Genomic DNA, 18,446 nt, shown 5'->3' on the forward strand with positions numbered 1-18,446 from the left:
GGTTTAATCGCTAAAACGAAAATGAATTTATAGAACAAACAGCAGTAACAAACGGAAAAGCAATAGCATAAAAATCCGCTACTATTCTTATGCGTTACCGTTGTAATTCATCAATCTAAATCAATGAGATATAAGGCAATTTTTAAAGACAAATCACACTATTCACTATTTGGTGAAGAGTATTTTACTGATAAGCGGGTCTTCTGGGCTAGTCATCAATCAAACCTCATTGGGTTTAGCTCAAATGTTTGCAAGAAAGGTCGACCAATAAAAATCTTAGATTCTGTGAACCAAAACGAAATTTTATTCAGTAGTGATAAGGAATTTGATGATTGGTATACAAAAAATCAATCTCGTGATTTTGATTTTGGGTTTAGTGATTTAACTAACGAGTCTGAGATTATTAATGAGACAAAAATAAGAATGAATCAGATACTTAACTTTTTGAAAGATGAATTGTCTAAACTTGAAAAAAGCTCCCTAGACCCATGGAGAATTGATGGGGGTTATAAAGAACTGGAAAAGAAATTAATAGTAGCACAAAACTCAATCGAAGTGATTGAATCAAGAAACTCTGAATTCTCAAAATCAGATACTTTTAAACAAATTAAAAAAGGCTTCAAAATTCCACAAGACATTAAGATTGACAGTTACAACATTGTTGCATTCAGCAAGCAAGCCCATGAAAAACTTGATCAGTCAAAATTGATTGAATTATGTAAATCGAACATTAATCAGATAATTGAACAAAAAAAACAACAAAAATACAACACTATGTAAAAATGCATTTTACATTAAACGTTGGTGGCAATTGAATATAAATGAAATTAAATCTATTTAGAAAAAATAAAGTGGACTTTAATCTCCCAAGCACATATCGGACTAAAGTAATTGAAGGAGTTTCAATTCCAGGAATTATCAGAAATGGAACGCATTTTTTTGTGGACTTAGAAGTATATGAAGACGGTCGGGTTGAATGCTGGAATTTTGAAGATTTCGAGCATTTCAAAAAAGACGTCAAAAGAGGTTGGGTTGCTGTTAATATTCCTAATGGTGAAGAAATCTCAATTCATAGTCTTGGAAGTTGGACTGTAAGTGATGGTTCATGGAATTACAACAAAGATTCATTTATTGATTACGTTTGGTCAATTGTTAAACACCTAAATCCGAAACTGGACAACATTTACAGCTATTCGGAGAAAAAAGTTAATGGAGTAACAATTGGTGAAAGCGGAAAAGGAAAAATCTATAAGGAAAAGAAAAAAAACCCAAACGACCCATTTCCTGAAAAAATAAAAGGTACGGGAATTAACCTTTTCTTTAAGGACGAGAAAGGTGAATATCATTTAGTGAGATTCGATGTTTATGACCAAGAATCAATATGGGTTAATCGATTTGAGGAGCCCTTTGAGATATCATTGACTCAATTTGAACAAATGATCTTAGAGGAAAAGATACTGACAGAATTACCTATTAGCACTCAAGTAAATATCTTTGGATTAGGCTTTTTCAAAATTAAAGAAGAACGGTATTCAGCGAAAATATCAGAAAAACTACTAGAAGTAAAAGACACAATTCGGGTGTTAAATGGAGAACCTTCAACCATTGAATTATGTCGAGAGATATATCAAAAATATATGGGTAATCCCACAGTAAGATTAAAGGAAGAATTAAAAGAAGCTTATGAGAATATTCCTGAACATGAGAGAATGTATGTAGGTGATATGGACGTGAAGGATACGGCAGTAAGAATGATTATTTATGGGGAGCAGGAAATTGAGAACTGGTCCCATTACCAAGTAGCTAAAGAAATGGGGGAAGAACTTCCCTCTATTAGCATTCCTAAACCCAAAAAAGAATAAAAACTACTACCAACAAGGTGTAAAAATGCATTAAAAACGTATTTTATACTAAACGTTCCCTACAATTTGAATCAATCCTAAATAAAAGTAAGTTGAAAGATTTAATTCCTTTAAAAATCGGTAATGAATGGATTTACAAACAGACTATTTATAATAAAAAAACATTTAAAACTAAGGAACGAATAGTAACAAATAAAGTCATCGATTCATGGGAAGATGAAAATAAGATGTATATAATTAATATTTTTGATGAGGAGTATTTTGTCCGTAACACCGAGAAAGGTTTGAGGCGTTCTAATTTTGAAAAAAAAGTTTTTATAACTAGATCTTTATTTTTAAAACACCCAAATACAATTGAAAACACTCCTTTTGAATATACTGAAATTACCGAGTTCTATGACATGGGAGATAGTTTTAGTATGTCCGAGATAGCAACTAGTAAAATCACCTTATTCTCTAAGTATATAGACCTGAAAATTAATAACAAAACATATACTTGTTGTCAATATATAATAAGTCCTATTACTGAAGTTAATAATGAAATGGAAAATTATAAAACAACAATATACATTGCGTTAGGTGTCGGGATAGTAAAACACATTAAGGAAAATGAAAACGAAATAATTTCGAGTGAATTAACAAGTAAAAAACTGTAGACAACAAGGTACATAAAACCGTTAACTATTATAGAAAACAATGAATTATACCTCCAGATACGTAAGATTGTTTCCAGTTAATTTTCAGAATGATGAACATGAATTAACCTCTATATTAGAGCAGATTAATGAAATTTCTTTGTGCTACTATTATTGGAATTCGGATCATTCATATTTAGACATATTATATACCTCAAAACATTTAATAGATTATTTTTTGAATGACTCTGTCCTAGAGAAATTCCACTACTGGGAAATAGGTGCAGATGAAGGGTATGATCATGATACAATCACGGGACGGTCCAAATTTTACAAAACGAAAGTAGGTCAATCAGTCTTTAATTATTCTTCAATATCTTATTATCAAGCAGATCAAATAAGATTTTCAGGGTTTAGTAATGATTTCAAAAATTATGTAAAAGTGATATTTAAAGATGCTTACGAAGTAGCATTCAATGACACCAAGAACATTTACATCAGAGATGAAAAATTAATTTATTCTGCAACCAATGATAGGTGGTCAACGATTAGTTCTCTAGATAATAATAAAAATGAGGATGTTGAAAACAGGTTATTTAAAGATGGATTCATCCTTGATTTGATTGAGGTATCTCGTTATGGAACAGAAAGATTGAACGTTTTAGATTTTGTTTTTAACGAAGCCCAAAAAAATGGAAATGATTTTATCAAAAGTATTGAATTGATGAATAATGGAAGAGTTGTCCATAAGTTCAGTTGGAATCAAGAAGCAAAAAGATGGTCTAGTTTGCATGGAGATTTTTGGTCGAATTGTATAGATACTGAATATATTAGATTCATTGAATGGTATAAAAAAGAAAAAGATAGTTAACACTATGTAAAAATGCATTAAAACGCATTTTACACAAAACCGTTGACAGTAATAAAAAATTAGATGAACATAAAATGTAATGATTGTACAGGACACTATGTTTTGCGCGAAGGAAAATATGGTGAATTTGGTGGGTGTTCCAATTATCCAAAGCGTACTTCTTCCCTGAAATTACATGACTTAATTTTTAGGTTCTTTGTCGAAGAAGACATCAACTTGTATAAATGGTCTAGAAAATGCTACAAATGTAAAAAGGATGCGGAAGTTTACAGTTACTACCTTTACTATCAATTGGAAAAGTTAGATGAATGTTTTAACTATTCTCATGGACTTGGAATAGGTGATCTTTCATGGATTGACAACTAAGGATGTCCATCCATAGCTGACAAATGCTCTATGGACTGCATATCCAAAACACCCTGCTTCATAGACTATAGATACTTGGTGATTAGGGTAGTGTTTTTCTATGTAATGCTGTAAGGTTTGAGAACAGAGGGGCTGGTAATGGTTTTGCCATCAAATAAATCGGTTGAAGTATGAATCTTCCAACTTCGCTTGTGTACGTCGATGCCAATAAATAACTTAGCTGAAGGGTTGTCTTTTGTTTGCGTAATATTTGGTTTTATTACCAAACTTAAGGCAACTCTTTTTCATGGATGCTAACCGCAATTACGGCGGATTCGACTACGTCCGAATCTACTCGGAATTGCTCAACTCAGTGCCAAACCGATACTAAACGTTAATTTAACCCGTAACTGAGGGTTATACGAGACCGTTAGCAAACATAAATACCCCAAATAGGGTATTGACTAACTCAAAGAACATATTAATCTTTGAATTTAAAAACTATTACAATGAAAAAATTATTTTTGATTTTATTGATTATCATCTCTTTTGGTTGCTCAAAAGACGATAATACAGAAGCTAATCCTCAAACAGAAACTTTTGAACTTACGACTGAATCAAATTCTGTAATGCCTCAAAGGTTTGTAATTGTAACCACAAATATTACACTTGGGCAAAATAATTATACAGGAACTTTTGGAGGTCAAGATATCGAACTCTACAAATCTTCTGATAATGAATTGATTTTTACAGTACCTGAAATTAACTCTGGAAATCAAATATTGGAATTAGAAATAGATGATAAAATTGGTAGTTTAGATTTTCAAGTATCAGAAAACAATGTTCAAGACCCAAATAGCGTAATAACGACAGAATTGATAAATCCTATAAATTCAATGAGTCAAGACATAAACGACTACTTAACAAGTAATAGTTTTTCACAAGAGGTCACTAGTAGTTTAAATTCTGCAAATCAGATAATAAATGACTTTTTAACAAAATTCAATACATTATCTGATGACGAAAAAATGGAAGTTGCCAAATTTTACAATGCAAATCCACTCTTTACTACAGATTTTTTAAATGTTGCATCACGTAACTCTATGACTGGCAATTCAGATTATGATTGTTTTAATGTTAATTCTAAAAGAGTAGTTTTAACCACAGTAACTGTATTAGGTTTTGTTGCAGCTCTACCATCTTTGAATGCTGCTGGTCCATTAGGTTCTGTTACTGCTGCTGTAGGTTTTATTGCTGGTGTTTATGCAGCACATTCTATCCTTAGCGCAGCACACGAATTGTTAATAAACGAATGTTTTTTACCTTTTAAACACGCTTTAAGTGATAGTTTCGGTAACTCAAATGATTTTGAAGTTAATAATGATTCTTTTCATAATTTCACTATTACAGCGAAAGACAGACATATAATTGCTTCTGACATTTCAAATTCAAATACAGTTGTGGCTTTCACAATTGAAAAAATGAATTTAGTTAAATCAAAGTGGAATACTTTAAAAAGCGGAGTTAATAACATAATTTCAAGTACTTCAAATTGGTTTAGTAGTTGGTTTGGTTCATCAAGTTCAAGTTACGAACCTATTTCTTATGACTATGACGATATCCCTGAATCTTCAGAAGAAATTGATTCCGAAGGTGATAGTAAATTTATCACTATAGAAGACTTTCCTTCAGATGTGAATGTAGAAGTAAATGTAGCTTCAGATAATTCTATTAGTTTAAAACTAACAGCAGATGAATCAACTTTACCAAGAACTGTTACAGGAAAAATAAAATATAATGATGGAGATTTTTCTACCGAAGATGAGTTTAGCATTACATTAAACGCTTTTGAATTATCTGGTATTTGGAAATGGAATCAATTAGAAGATATGGTTTGTCCCGATGCTACATTTTCAGCAGGTATAATTGAACAAATTCAATTTTTTGAAGATGGCACATATAGTAGTTCTGCTGGATACATAGGTAATTATGTGCTTTCTGGAAACAGTTTATCTTTAGAATGGACATCTGATGTTTTTTATACAGGTGAATTAGTTTGTCCTGATGGCAGTACTGATTCTAGCAATTATACAATAACGAATTCTTTCCAAGGGAATCTTGCTGGAGAAGTATTCGAAGGAAATATGACAAGATCAAGAAATTATCTTGATTCATTTTGTTATCCAGACTTTTCGTGTTCAAGTTCTTCGATGCTTAGCAGATTATGACCAATATAATACGTTTGCTAACAATGGATATGAAAACACCAGCTGATATACACGAGTTTTCATGTAGACCTTTTCCTGAAAAAATAGCACACTATCATTATGATAATGACTATAAAGTACTCAAAGGAACTAAGAGTGGAGCAATCAGATGGAAGTCTTATTACTGGGTATATTTAACAACTGCTTTAAAAGGAAAATACGTAGGAATACAAGAGCAAGGAAACGGAATTTGGAAAGTCTATTATAGAAATGTATTTTTAGGTTTCTTTGATCAAAGAAACCTAAAACATAAGCAACAAGAGTAGAAACTAATTTAGTGTAAACACTTAATCTTTAACTTATGTAAACTATGTATCTTAACGAACATATGAACAAACTAATTCCAATAGACAAAAGAGAATCTAAACTATTAGAGTTTGGCGCCCCAAAATCGTTTATTGAAAACATTGGAAAAATTTCTGAATTAAAATTTCGTGTTGAAAAAGTCGATGGTGCATATTTTTATTTTCCAACAATTACAAATTACGAAATATTGAGTGGGTTAAATATAATTCCAATATATGATGAAGGAGAATCTTTTCGAGTATTTGGATACAATGAAACTATTCAAAAAATCTTTCATTTCGAACTAGAGAATGACGAAATATATACCGATTACGGAACTAACTGGAATTTACTTCTTTTAGATATTATGTTTCAATATTTTAATGACGATATTGAAAATGGACTGGATATAGTGAAATTTAAAACTGTAGGAGAAAAATTAGGATTTGACAAATCAGAGACTTTGTACAAACTATTGAATATTCCAGTGGAGGAATACAATGAGAAATATAATGAGATTGACAGTTGGAGAAATGAATTAGCGAAAAAATTAAAAATACTGTAGGTAACAAAGTGTATATTGCAAATTTGCTACCTTAGTGACTCATAGGAATGTTTCCTTCGGAAAATTCCGCAACACGCCATACACAGAACGTTAGCTTTCATTAAAATGAAGTGGATAAATAAAATAAAGATGAGGAAGATTATTCACAAAAAGGAGACTTATCTTTGGAAAAGAGCTCATTACCATCTTGATGAATATAAATTATCAAAATGTGCCGAACTGATTGTTATTTATCTAGAGAACTTTAAAAACTCACCTATTAAATTACATTTTCGAGAGGAAGATAATGTATTGATAAATCATAATAATGAAAAAGATAAATGGATCGTTGGTTATCCTGATTCGGGAGTTATTTGGTTCTCAAACACAGGAAAAACGACAATTCAAGGAGAGAATTCTGATTGTAGGACGATAAATCTAAATAGACCAATGGTCATTATAAAATTGATTGACTATTATTTAGCTAATGGTTGGAATCCTAAATCCGCTAAACAAAGTTTTGTGATAAATAATGCTCTTGAAATGCTTGAATTTATTGATTTGACAGAAAAAAAATGAAAACGAAAAGCTAAATGTATATAGCAAATAGGGCATTCGGTGGTTTACGAAAGTTCAATGCTATTTACCAACAACGCCAAATCGTTGATTTGGCTTTTAAGAATGAATAAATTAAAAACAAAATACAACGTTTTGGTCCTGTGCAAACTTGAAAGGTCATCGCTTTCTACTGCCTTACTTGCCATATACTAATCGTTGTACATAATCAAAAAAATGAAAATCGGAACTAAAATATTAATCTTTTTTCTGGCTTTAAATTTGCTCTCTTGCAAAGGTTCAGCGCAAGAAACTAAAACAAAAAAACCTATTCCCGAATTCGATTTCTCGACAATTGAAAAGTTCAGAGAAACTAAACTTAAAGGTCAAATAGTAAACGATTATAATAGTATTTTCAGTCCTTCTGAAAGGAAAGAACTATCGGATTTGATTTATGACTATAACATTGAAACAACTCGACAAATAGTAGTTGTGACAATTGATAGTATTTCACCTTATTCGGATATACAAAAATTTGCTATTGATTTAAGTAATTATTGGGGAGTTGGTGAAGCAGAAAAAAATAATGGAATGACAATTGTCGTGTGCAATCCGTGTAGAAAAATCGGAATTGCAACTGGAACTGGAACCAAACAGATTTTGACAGACAAAATCTGTAAAAACGTAATAAACCAAACCATAGTACCCGAATTTAAAAATGGAAAATTCTATGCAGGTATTAAAAATGGAGTAGTTGAATTAATAGAAAAATGGAAATAAAAATACAGTGTACAACAAGGTGTAAAAATACATTTTACACTAAACATTAATTTTAAAAAGCCAAAAGGCTTTTAAGTCACCTTGCAAACGAAAGATATAATCGTAAACGAAAAAAGAAGAAACCCAATTACAAAGTTCGCTTAAAAATTGAAATTGGATAGTTATCGTTTATAAAATAAAAGGCAGTTCAAAATTAATTAGAGAACAAGCTGAAAAAGCATCTGATAAAGTTTATAATAAACCTTGTAAATCGAGAAAAAGTTAATGAAAACAGAAAAGATATTTAAAACGAAAACTGGATTTTGTCATATCTTATCTGATAAAATTATTCTAACGAGAGATGGAATAATTGGTAATGTAGCTAAAGTTACTGTTGGAAATACTATTAATAGAGTATTATTAATTTATGGTGGCCTTTCTTTACTTCTTTTATATTCAGCATTTAAAAGTTATCAAGATGGTCAAATTGTGACACCAATATTTTTCGGCTTTATCGGACTATATCTGATCTATGGAATAATTACAAGCTTGAATAATTCTACAACTCCAATAATAGAAAGAAATAAAATAAAAGAAATTAAATTAAAAAAAGCAATATTTGGATTAACCCGTTCTCGATTTGAAGTGCTATTTGAAGATGATAACTCTAAATTAAAGAAAAGACTAATAATGCTACCTGGTTCAATGAATGACGGACAAAATGAAACTGAAAAAGCAATAAGAATAATGGTAGAAGAAAAATTACTGAATGCATAACATAACGAAATGCCAACAGAATTTTGAAGTTAAATATTGGTTTCCTTGTTATATTGTTTGTTATTATTATATCCTGGATATTGGAACCCTTGGAGTTATGAGCTTTTTTATAAACACTTTTTAATTAGCAGCAAAATTGCAAGAACTACCAAAGGATATTGTTAAAGAAATAAAAGTTCGATTTAATTCGGATTTTGATTCTGCTAAAAAAATATTGAACGAATATTTGACTAATTATGAGTATTTGAATTCTGATAGAATTATTCGCTGTGTTATTTTTTTAGCTGATAATGGAATTGAAAGTTTTAAATCATTTTTGGAATCTGCAAAAGGCGACCCGAGAGATGTGATGTGGTGGGCAGAATACGAAAATCGAAAAGCTTCAGATAACAATAAAAGAGTTCGAGATTTCAATAAAACTTTTCAAGAAAATGGTATTTAAAGAAAAGACTGTTGATAATGAACTTTATGTTTATCTGAATGGAAAACTAATTTACAAAAAATGCTTACATACTGGTCAATCAAAAGTATTAGACTTAATGGCTTACGATAAATACACTTTGAAATCCATTAAAGAAATTGAAAAATAACTGCGTGTAATACGGTAACCGCTCCCCTACTGTAATTTGTCAAAACCCAACTAATTTTAAGCCCTTTTTAAGAAGGTTTTTTTAGTTTTATGATATAGATATTAAAATTACCAGGTAGTCCAATACCTCGAACATTTCTAACCTTCCTCTATCAAAAACAACGTTTCGTTCTCTATCTTTTTTGTAGCTTAGTCGCTCTCGAAACAATTACTTTATGACATTCGAAGTACTACCTGTTCTATCTGCAATGGAAGCTCTATATCAAAAACCGATTACTATAGAACGATTTAAAACGTACCTTAGGATGCTTCAAGGAGGAGTCAAAGGGGGGCTCAAATTTCCTATTGGAGGTTTTAACCCAATGGCAAAACCTCATCTATTACAAAAAATAAAAGAGCTGCAACTATTAGGAGCAGAAGACGTAATCGCCACCACCCTTAGCAACCTCACTCCTATAAACACCTCATCAAAACACCCTATACAAGTAGCACTTAATATAGCAGATGATGAAAAGGGAGGATGGACAAACAGATACACAACCGACTTTGACAGTAAATTCAACATAAACGCCCTGGTTACGCGTAATTTCTGCACGCCTTATTTCTGGTCCAGCGAAATATACACAAAGCGTTTAATCGAAGAAAGAACCCTCGAATACGTGTATCGAACTTTATATTGGCGCTTGAACGGAAAACCTCGCTCTCTAGAAGAACATGTACAGCAAGAGCGGTATGTCTACAAACACACTAACAGTATCAGATCTCTCAAAGAAAAAAACGACGATACCTTTATCAAACATTTCTACCATACTCATAAAAAGGAAGAAAGCTATCACCTCCTTTTTAATTTCTTTTATGGGGATGATATCAGTTCTTCCTTAGGCTATCCAACCCACGGAATAAAGAACACCAATGGTTTCGAATATATCAAAACACTTGTTTGACAATTCATCGGTTTTGTTATTTTTTATCCTTATCTTAATCGTATCATTGACACATTCTTTTAGTCTTTGATAAAACTCACATATTGTTTTCCAGCAACAGCATTTACCCCTCGCACATGAACCATGAAAAAGCTGCCATAAAAACTACTTATTTTAGTATTATAAGTAACTCCTGTCTTGCTATCATCAAAGGGATAGCCGGGATTTATGGAAATTCTTATGCACTAATTGCTGATGCTATTGAATCTACAACAGATATTTTTGCTTCTTTTTTAGTATTATTAGGTTTTTCTTATGCAAAACGACCTGCTGATAAAAATCATCCATATGGCCATGGAAGAATCGAGCCCTTAATCACCTTTATCATTGTGGCATTTTTGGTCACCTCTGCTACGATCATTGCTTATAAAAGCATTCAGAACATACAGACTCCACATCAGGCTCCTGCCCCCTGGACTTTATTTGTATTAAGTGCTATCATTCTATGGAAAGAGCTATCTTATCGAATCGTACTCAAAAAAGGAAAAGAAATAAACAGTACTTCTCTGATTGCAGAAGCCTGGCATCATAGAAGCGATGCCATCACTTCTATAATGGCTTTTATCGGGATTTCTATTTCGCTGATTTTTGGCAAAGGATTCGAAACTGCTGATGATTGGGCAGCACTGGCTGCTGCTGGTTTTATCATATACAACAGCTATCTTATTTTCAGACCTGCGCTGGGAGAAATCATGGACGAACATCTCTATGATGATTTAGTAGAAGAAATCAGAAATGCTTCTCTTGAGGTGCCTGGAATTCTAGGAACAGAAAAGTGTTTTATACGTAAAACAGGCATGAAGTACCATGCTGATCTTCACGCGATAGTAGAAGGAACACTTACTGTTGTTGAAGGGCACGATTTAGCGCACAAACTAAAAGATCATTTACTCGATAAAATCCCACATCTGACAGAAGTATTTATTCATATCGAACCAAATTGAAGTTTCCTTTTTTCAGCTCCTGAATCATCAAGAAAAAACACTGACCTCCCAGACTAAAAAAGCTTACTCCGATATAGAGTAAGCTCTTATGTATCAATAGGGTTAAAAAAACCGTATTTCTTATTCTGAATCTATAAATTTCTCCATCACATGCTGGCTTACTCCTACATTAGAGAACCCTCCATCATGATATAAATTCTGTAATGTTACTTTTTTAGTAAAATCAGAAAACATTGTAACTGTATAGTCAGCACATTCATCTGCTGTGGCATTTCCTAGAGGAGACATTTTATCAGCATAATCGATAAATCCATCAAACCCTTTTACTCCTTTCCCTGCTGTGGTAGGTGTTGGAGATTGTGATATGGTGTTTACACGAACTTTTTTATCTTTTCCGAAGAAATATCCAAAACTACGTGCTATAGATTCCAAATATGCTTTATTGTCTGCCATATCATTATAATCAGGGAATACGCGTTGTGCAGCCATATAGGTCAATGCTACAATACTCCCCCATTCATTCATTGCATCTTTTTTATACAATGTCTGCATTGTTTTGTGAAAAGATAATGCCGAAACATCCCATCCTTTTCCACTCCAGTCATAATTAAGATCTGTATAATGACGTCCTTTTCGAACATTGACAGACATTCCGATAGAGTGTAATACAAAATCGAGTTTTCCTCCCAGGATTTCCATAGACTGTTCCACTAAATTCTGTAAATCTTCTAATGAAGTAGCATCTGCCGGTATGATCTTGGAGTTTGTTTTTTCTGCCAGCTCATTGATTGCCCCCATTCGCATTGCTACAGGAGCATTGGTCAATACAAAAGTTCCACCTTCTTCAAAAACTCGTTCTGCTGTTTTCCAAGCGATTGAGTTTTCATCTAATGCTCCAAAAATGATCCCTCTTTTTCCTTTTAATAAATTATGTGACATTTAGTAATAACTTAAAGTAAATGATATGATCGGTAAAGATAGTAAAACAACCTAAATGTCCTAGTATTCTGTTTTTATTTTAATGATCCAATAATGAAGCTGCATGGCTTAATGCGGCTTCTGAAATATCTTTTCCTCCGATCATCTCCGCTATTTCTTTTACGCGCTCTTCTTTGCTTAAAAGCTTTAACTGGGTAACAGTCGTATTCTTACTATCTTCTTTGAATACTTTATAATGATGGGCTCCTTTTGCTGCTATCTGCGGTAAATGTGTAATGCTAAAAACTTGCAGATTTTCACTCATGGCTTTCATTAGATCTGCCATTTTATGAGCGACTTCTCCTGATACTCCTGTATCAATTTCATCAAAAATAATGGTAGGTAATTGTGTATATCTGGATAAAATAGCTTTAATCGCTATCATGATTCTGGATAATTCTCCTCCGGAAGCTACCTTTTTTAGCAAACCGTAGTTTCCTCCTTTATTCGCAGAAAACAAAAACTCCAGTACTTCTTTCCCATTTGCCAGATAGGCTTCCTCCATGGTTACAGCTGCCTTAAAAGTAGCATTTGCCATTCCCAGATCACTGAGAATCGTTTCTAATTCTTTAACCAGTTTAGGGAGTGCTTTTTTCCTCTTACCATGAATCAGTAACGCTACTTTATCTAACTTCGTTTTAATTTTTTCGATTTCCTGATCCAGAGATTCAATGTCCGTTGTTAACGAAGCTGTTTTTTGTACTTTTTCTTCCAGCTCATCTCGAATTGCAATCAACGCTGCTATTGAACTTACCCCATGCTTAGCCTGAAGCGTATTTAGCAATTCTAATCGCTGACTAACCTCCTGTAATTTTCCCGGGTCTGCCTCTAAACTCTCGAGCTCTGTATGCAGCGTTCCTCCAATATCATCTAATTCTATATATACACTTTCAATTCTCGCTTCTAACTCTTTTAAGGCTTTAGAAAACGATGCTATTCGTGACACATTAGATTTTACCGTATGCAACTGATCCGATATCCCTACTTCTTCTGTATTAAGTAAAGAGACTGCTCCGGACAATCGCTCCTGTATTTCTTCTATATTATTTAGGGTTTCATATAATTCTTCCAGCTCCTGAAGTTCTTCTGTTTTCAGCTTCGCTTCTTCCAGTTCTTTATATAAAAATGAATTATACTCAAACTCCTTTGTAAATTCTTCTTGATTTTGCCTAAGTGTAGCGACTTCTTTTTCTTTTTGTTTCAAAAGAACCAATCCTCGTTTATAGGACTCTATTTCTCTTTCTGCTCCTGATAGCGCATCTAATACCTGAAATTGAAATTCATTGGTTGTTACGTCCAGCGTTTGATGTTGACTATGAATATCAATAAGCCTCCCTCCTAAAGCTGCCAGAGATTGTAATGTTACGGGGGTATCATTGATAAAAGCTCTGGACTTACCTGAAGGCAAAATCTCTCTACGAATAATTGTTTCTTCTTCATAATCCAGTTCCTGTTCTTCAAAAAAAGTAACTAAGTTGTATTTTCCCAGGGAAAACACCCCCTCTATAATACACTTAGTAGTGCTATCTTTACTACTGGACAGATCTGCTCTTTTTCCCAACAAAAGCCCTAGCGCTCCCAATAACAATGATTTACCGGCACCAGTTTCTCCTGTAATATTAGTCAATCCAGAATCAAACGATACCTGTAATTGTTCTATTAATGCGAAGTTATTTATTGAAAGACCTTTTAACAAAGGATAGAATATTAAATGGGTTTACAAGAATCCAAAGATACCATTGTTTTAAAAAACTTTCAAAAAAAAGAAATGGCTAAAATTTAATCTTTTTCCAATTGTCTGAATAGGTAGGAGCCACCCTGTTTAGCAAAGTGATCGTTGAGGCAATATCAATAGAAGGACCGCCTGAAAAAATACTCGATATCTCATCTGCTTTGGCATCAAAAAAGACTCTCATCATATAAGAATTAGGTCTTACATTATGCATCTCTTCTATAGACTTCATTGATTCTACTATAACTTTTTTTCCTTCTTTTACATTGGTATTCATCACATCCAAGCCTTCTCTATGATAGCTATACATTGCTTTTCTGTATCCGTCATAGGTTCCTGAAAGCAAGTCGTCATTTAATTTAAATCGTGTTCTATCTCCATCCTGAAGATTCCATCCCAGCGTGTTACTCCCCTGTGCATTTCCTACAATCGTTTTGGCTTGCTGATAATAAGGAGTTCCTCCATTTAATTCGAATGTATCTGCATCTACTCCTAAAATCGTATATAAATAAAAAGAAACTACGGAAATCAGGTTTGATTCAAAACCATTAGGGTTAAAGTTCAGCGGCTGAAATTCCAGATAATTAAAATTAAATTGTTTATCATTGACATTAAAAATAGTTGTAGCATAACCAGAACCAAATACAGGTCTGGATGCCTGTACTTGTAAGGTTGCCGAAAAATTATCATTATCGTAGCTACTGATATTGATAAAAAAAGTACATTCGATTCGTTCTTCTGTTCTAAATTCTTTATCTGTCCATTTATTATTATTTACAAACTCAGTCATCGAACGCTCCAAGGTTTTAAACACCTGTAGATTCGGTTGCCCTGTTTGCTCTGCATTAACAACGACTCGGGCATTAAATTCCTGAGCCTGAACAGCCATATTAAACAAAAAAACAACGAATAGAATTCTTTTATACATCTCTAAGCTGATTAATTTCATTAAATATATCCTCAGCAACTGCTGCCTTGGTTTTAAGTTCAAACGCTTTAATCTCTAATTTATGATTAATAAGACTTACTTTATTCGTTTTCCCTTTAAAACCTGCCCCTTTATCATTCATAGAATTCAGAACAATCAGGTCCAGGTTCTTTGTTTGCAGCTTTCGTTTGGCATTTTCTTCTTCATTATTCGTCTCTAATGCAAAACCTACTAAAAACTGATGTGTTTTCACACTTCCCATCCATTTGAGAATATCAGTTGTTCGTTCCAACTCAATCACAAAATCACCTGCTGTTTTTTTAATTTTTTGAGCAGATACTGTTTTAGGTCTGTAATCAGCTACCGCAGCAGATGCAATTGCTATATCTACTTGATGAAATCGGCTTTCTACCTCTTCATACATTTGCTGAGCACTCATAACCGGAACTACAGTGATTCCTGACTGACTGACTGGAATCGAAGAGGGCCCTAATACCAATGTTACTTCTGCTCCCTTGCTTGCGGCATATGTGGCCAACTCAATTCCCATTCTTCCGCTGGAATGATTCCCTATAAATCGCACCGGATCTATTGCTTCATAAGTGGGACCTCCGGTAATTAATACCTTTACTCCCCGCATGGGAAGTTTTCCTTCTATATCTGCTTCTATAAAAGCAACAATATGTTCGGGCTCTGCCATTCTTCCCTTACCTACTAATCCGCTAGCTAATTCTCCTGATTCTGCCGGAATCATGATATTACCATATGACTGCAAGGTATCCAGTGTTTGTTCTGTACTGGGATGCTTATACATGTCCAGATCCATTGCTGGAGCGAAATAAACCGGACATTTTGCAGAAAGGTAGGTTGCCAGCAATAAATTATCACAGGTTCCCGACGCCATTTTAGACAAGGTATTTGCTGTTGCCGGAGCAATCACCATCAAATCTGCCCATAATCCTAGCTCTACATGATTATTCCAGAGTTCATTTTCGTTATCCTTATCATAAAAAGTAGATTGTACCGGATTTTTAGATAATGTAGAGAGTGTTAGGGGTGTTACAAAATCTTTGGCACCCGGGGTCATAACCACCTTTACCTCAGCACCGGCTTTAATACATAACCGAACTAAGGTAGCAGTTTTATATGCGGCAATGCCTGCGGTAACACCTAATACTATTCTTTTACCGCTGAGTACAGACATTGTTTAGATTATAAAGATTCTGAATCTTCTTTTGTGTTTCTGTAGTAAATTTTACCTTCTAACCACTCTTGTGCTGCAAGTGCATGTGGTTTTGGTAATCTTTCGTAAAATTTAGAAACTTCTATTTGTTCTTTGTTTTCGAATACTTCTTCCAAGCTGTCATTATACGTAGCAAACTCGTCTAATTTTTCTAAAAGCTCTTTCTTTATCCCAACATTGATTTGGTTTGCTCTTTTAGAAATGATAGATATTGCTTCGTATATATTCCCTGTTTCCTGATCTAACAAGTTTTTGTCTATTGTTGTTGTATTAACAGGTGCATTGCTTTTTTTCAAATCCATCTTCGCCTATTTTAGTTTCTTTTTTCTAGTCTTAGTTTTATATCTTCTGCTATTTCATTCGCATCTTCCAGATGCTCTCCTTCTGTCTTATAGTATTTTTTATAAAGTCGGTAATACTCTTCGGCTTGTTCTAATCGATCCTTAACAAGGAAGTCATAACTTCCTATCGCCAGTAAATATTGCGACTCAAGCTTGTAATATAATGCTTTTTCTCTAAATGCTGAACCCGGGTAATCCACCAGGTACATATCAAACGCATTAATTGCTACTTTATAATCTTCTCTATGATGAAATTGCTTGGCGATCTCATATGCTTTACGCTCTTTCTTCGTTCTGAGATCAATCACCATTTTATTCGCAGATTCTAAATGCTTTCCTTCTTCTGCATATGTATTAATATACCCTTGCAGCTTCTCTACGGCTTTATCTGTATCTTCCTGGTCCAATGAGTATCTGGGAGATAAATGATAATAACTTTCTGCTGCTTTAAACTGTGCTTCTTCTTTCTTTTCGCTTTTAGGATATGACGTAACAAAACGATCAAACTGATAACTCGCTACATAATAATCCTTTAACTGATAATAGGTATTAGCATAGTGATACATTATTCTCTCTGCCTGTGGTTTTCCTCTGTATTTCGGCACTACCTGTTCAAAAAGACGTAAAGCTTTCTGATATTTACCTTCTTTATACAGCTCTTCTGCCATATTATATTTAAGGGATACATCCTCACTTTTGAGAACTTTCTGATATTCACTACATGCCCCAAAAGGCAATACGCATATCAGTAAATAGAATAATCTCTTCATAAGTTAAAAAACATCTTGCAAAAATAGCTATTTCTGCGGTATTACAAAAACTTTAATTTACCTATTCAATAACTATAAAATAATAACAGTGTTGCACTTCTTTTTATTTTCACTTTCTTGTATCCGGGTATGTTCTATTCAACTTATTGTGATCTAAAACCGTATACCCTTCTTCTTCGTGATAAAATGCTTTTTCAAATATATGATCCATCCTCATATCTTCCAGCATATATGAGTGCACCTGATGTACTTCTTGTGCAAAAGACTCATCGTAATAACTTACCAAAATGAGAATTTCTCCATGCAGTTTGGACAACTCTTCTCTTCTATAATCTATCAATGGACTTTTATCATTTATCGGATGTACCACAGTCCAGGTGGTCGGCAAGTACGTTATTGCACTTCTTTCCAGTTTTAGTTGATAGAAATTATTCACATACTTGTTTTCTTCATTTTCTGTAGACAATGTCAGCGTTACCTCTATATGAGGACGAATCATAACATTGGTATTTCTACTCATCAGTCTAAACATCAGGCTGTCGATTCCTTTATGTTTCCGAAGCACGAGCACATCACTAAATCGAATATTAGCTCTTGGTTTTGAAAACCTTCCATATAGCAATCCTGTAACAAAGGAAAAGCTCAACAATCCCACAAGTGCTTCCAGAGAAGACACCACCCCAAAGAGAACGCCCTGAGGAGACATTCCTCCATATCCTACCGTAGTAATAGTTTGAGCAGAGAAAAAGAACGCATTCAGAAAATCATAGAAAACACTTCCTGTAGGTGCTGTAATATGGGACATCCCAATCATAAGGTATATCCCTGCAAAAAAAGTATTGACTAAAATATACCCTAATAACACCCATAAAAAAAACACTACCCAACTAACTTCTATCAGATAAGAATAGCTAGCGGATAGTGATTTTGGTTTGTTTATATGTTTTATATTAAAAGACCCATCCAAACTAATAAACCGTTTGGCTTTTTTATCGGAAGAAGTTCCAACACCGGGATCTTTTATTCTTTTAGCCATTT

Annotated in this window: 21 protein-coding genes; 14 read left to right on the forward strand and 7 right to left on the reverse strand. The window is 33.4% G+C overall.

All coding sequences use genetic code 11. From position 1 onward, the window contains the following. The first annotated feature begins 123 nt into the window (after nt 1-123). From ACFSTE_RS22515 to ACFSTE_RS22580, 14 genes are all read left to right on the forward strand, one after another. Entirely contained in the window at nt 124-780 is a 657-nt protein-coding gene (locus tag ACFSTE_RS22515; protein ID WP_176030968.1) for a hypothetical protein, read from the forward strand. 41 nt (nt 781-821) lie between these two features. Next, nucleotides 822-1,862: a DUF7638 domain-containing protein gene (locus ACFSTE_RS22520; protein WP_378253893.1), complete on the forward strand. Its 1,041-nt coding sequence runs from the start codon at nt 822-824 to the stop codon at nt 1,860-1,862. Between the two features lie 92 nt (nt 1,863-1,954). After that, nucleotides 1,955-2,518 (forward strand): hypothetical protein, encoded by a 564-nt coding sequence (locus ACFSTE_RS22525; RefSeq protein WP_176030970.1) that lies wholly within the window; start codon nt 1,955-1,957, stop codon nt 2,516-2,518. Nucleotides 2,519-2,558: 40 nt separating this feature from the next. Next, nucleotides 2,559-3,368: a hypothetical protein gene (locus tag ACFSTE_RS22530; protein ID WP_378253890.1), complete on the forward strand. Its 810-nt coding sequence runs from the start codon at nt 2,559-2,561 to the stop codon at nt 3,366-3,368. 63 nt (nt 3,369-3,431) lie between these two features. Then, a complete protein-coding gene (locus ACFSTE_RS22535; RefSeq protein WP_378253888.1) occupies nt 3,432-3,734 on the forward strand; it encodes a topoisomerase DNA-binding C4 zinc finger domain-containing protein in 303 nt (100 codons plus the stop codon). 488 nt (nt 3,735-4,222) lie between these two features. Next, nucleotides 4,223-5,941, forward strand: a complete 1,719-nt coding sequence (locus tag ACFSTE_RS22540; RefSeq protein WP_378253886.1) for a hypothetical protein — start codon at nt 4,223-4,225, stop codon at nt 5,939-5,941. 29 nt (nt 5,942-5,970) lie between these two features. Next, the gene (locus tag ACFSTE_RS22545) at nt 5,971-6,246 is read left to right on the forward strand and encodes a hypothetical protein (RefSeq protein WP_378298409.1); all 276 of its coding nucleotides are present in this window, start codon (nt 5,971-5,973) and stop codon (nt 6,244-6,246) included. A gap of 62 nt (nt 6,247-6,308) precedes the next feature. Continuing rightward, nucleotides 6,309-6,830: a hypothetical protein gene (locus tag ACFSTE_RS22550; RefSeq protein ID WP_378298411.1), complete on the forward strand. Its 522-nt coding sequence runs from the start codon at nt 6,309-6,311 to the stop codon at nt 6,828-6,830. Between the two features lie 129 nt (nt 6,831-6,959). Beyond that, nucleotides 6,960-7,388, forward strand: a complete 429-nt coding sequence (locus tag ACFSTE_RS22555; protein ID WP_378253880.1) for a hypothetical protein — start codon at nt 6,960-6,962, stop codon at nt 7,386-7,388. Nucleotides 7,389-7,601: 213 nt separating this feature from the next. Continuing rightward, entirely contained in the window at nt 7,602-8,144 is a 543-nt protein-coding gene (locus ACFSTE_RS22560; RefSeq protein WP_378298413.1) for a TPM domain-containing protein, read from the forward strand. A gap of 264 nt (nt 8,145-8,408) precedes the next feature. Continuing rightward, complete coding sequence (locus ACFSTE_RS22565) at nt 8,409-8,900, forward strand: phosphoribosylaminoimidazolesuccinocarboxamide synthase (RefSeq protein ID WP_378253876.1); 492 nt, start codon at nt 8,409-8,411, stop codon at nt 8,898-8,900. A gap of 136 nt (nt 8,901-9,036) precedes the next feature. Beyond that, on the forward strand, nt 9,037-9,342 hold the full coding sequence (locus tag ACFSTE_RS22570; protein WP_378253874.1) for a hypothetical protein: 306 nt from the start codon (nt 9,037-9,039) through the stop codon (nt 9,340-9,342). Nucleotides 9,343-9,704: 362 nt separating this feature from the next. Then, nucleotides 9,705-10,433 (forward strand): hypothetical protein, encoded by a 729-nt coding sequence (locus ACFSTE_RS22575; RefSeq protein WP_176030979.1) that lies wholly within the window; start codon nt 9,705-9,707, stop codon nt 10,431-10,433. Nucleotides 10,434-10,549: 116 nt separating this feature from the next. Continuing rightward, complete coding sequence (locus ACFSTE_RS22580; RefSeq protein WP_176030980.1) at nt 10,550-11,416, forward strand: cation diffusion facilitator family transporter; 867 nt, start codon at nt 10,550-10,552, stop codon at nt 11,414-11,416. Between the two features lie 120 nt (nt 11,417-11,536). Here ACFSTE_RS22580 and ACFSTE_RS22585 read toward each other — a convergent pair whose 3' ends face one another. The 7 genes from ACFSTE_RS22585 to ACFSTE_RS22615 all read right to left on the reverse strand — a co-directional run bounded on the left by ACFSTE_RS22585 (nt 11,537) and on the right by ACFSTE_RS22615 (nt 18,444). Then, nucleotides 11,537-12,355, reverse strand: coding sequence for an enoyl-ACP reductase FabI (locus tag ACFSTE_RS22585; protein ID WP_176030981.1), 819 nt, complete (start codon nt 12,353-12,355; stop codon nt 11,537-11,539). Between the two features lie 79 nt (nt 12,356-12,434). Then, nucleotides 12,435-14,090 carry a DNA repair protein RecN gene (recN, locus tag ACFSTE_RS22590; protein WP_176030982.1) on the reverse strand — a complete coding sequence of 552 codons (1,656 nt, stop codon included), beginning with the start codon at nt 14,088-14,090 and terminating at the stop codon, nt 12,435-12,437. A gap of 76 nt (nt 14,091-14,166) precedes the next feature. After that, nucleotides 14,167-15,054, reverse strand: coding sequence for a type IX secretion system protein PorD (gene porD / locus ACFSTE_RS22595; protein WP_176030983.1), 888 nt, complete (start codon nt 15,052-15,054; stop codon nt 14,167-14,169). Next, nucleotides 15,047-16,258, reverse strand: coding sequence for a bifunctional phosphopantothenoylcysteine decarboxylase/phosphopantothenate--cysteine ligase CoaBC (coaBC, locus tag ACFSTE_RS22600; RefSeq protein ID WP_378253869.1), 1,212 nt, complete (start codon nt 16,256-16,258; stop codon nt 15,047-15,049). Before coaBC ends, porD begins: the two co-directional genes overlap by 8 nt. Nucleotides 16,259-16,266: 8 nt before the next feature. Continuing rightward, nucleotides 16,267-16,599 (reverse strand): DNA-directed RNA polymerase subunit omega, encoded by a 333-nt coding sequence (locus ACFSTE_RS22605; protein WP_176030985.1) that lies wholly within the window; start codon nt 16,597-16,599, stop codon nt 16,267-16,269. Nucleotides 16,600-16,610: 11 nt separating this feature from the next. Next, nucleotides 16,611-17,408: an outer membrane protein assembly factor BamD gene (locus ACFSTE_RS22610; protein ID WP_176030986.1), complete on the reverse strand. Its 798-nt coding sequence runs from the start codon at nt 17,406-17,408 to the stop codon at nt 16,611-16,613. Between the two features lie 109 nt (nt 17,409-17,517). Then, nucleotides 17,518-18,444, reverse strand: coding sequence for an ion channel (locus tag ACFSTE_RS22615; protein ID WP_378253867.1), 927 nt, complete (start codon nt 18,442-18,444; stop codon nt 17,518-17,520). Between the last annotated feature and the right edge of the window lie 2 nt (nt 18,445-18,446).

Source organism: Aquimarina hainanensis, assembly GCF_042684685.1.
GTDB classification, from domain to species: Bacteria; Bacteroidota; Bacteroidia; order Flavobacteriales; family Flavobacteriaceae; genus Aquimarina; species Aquimarina hainanensis.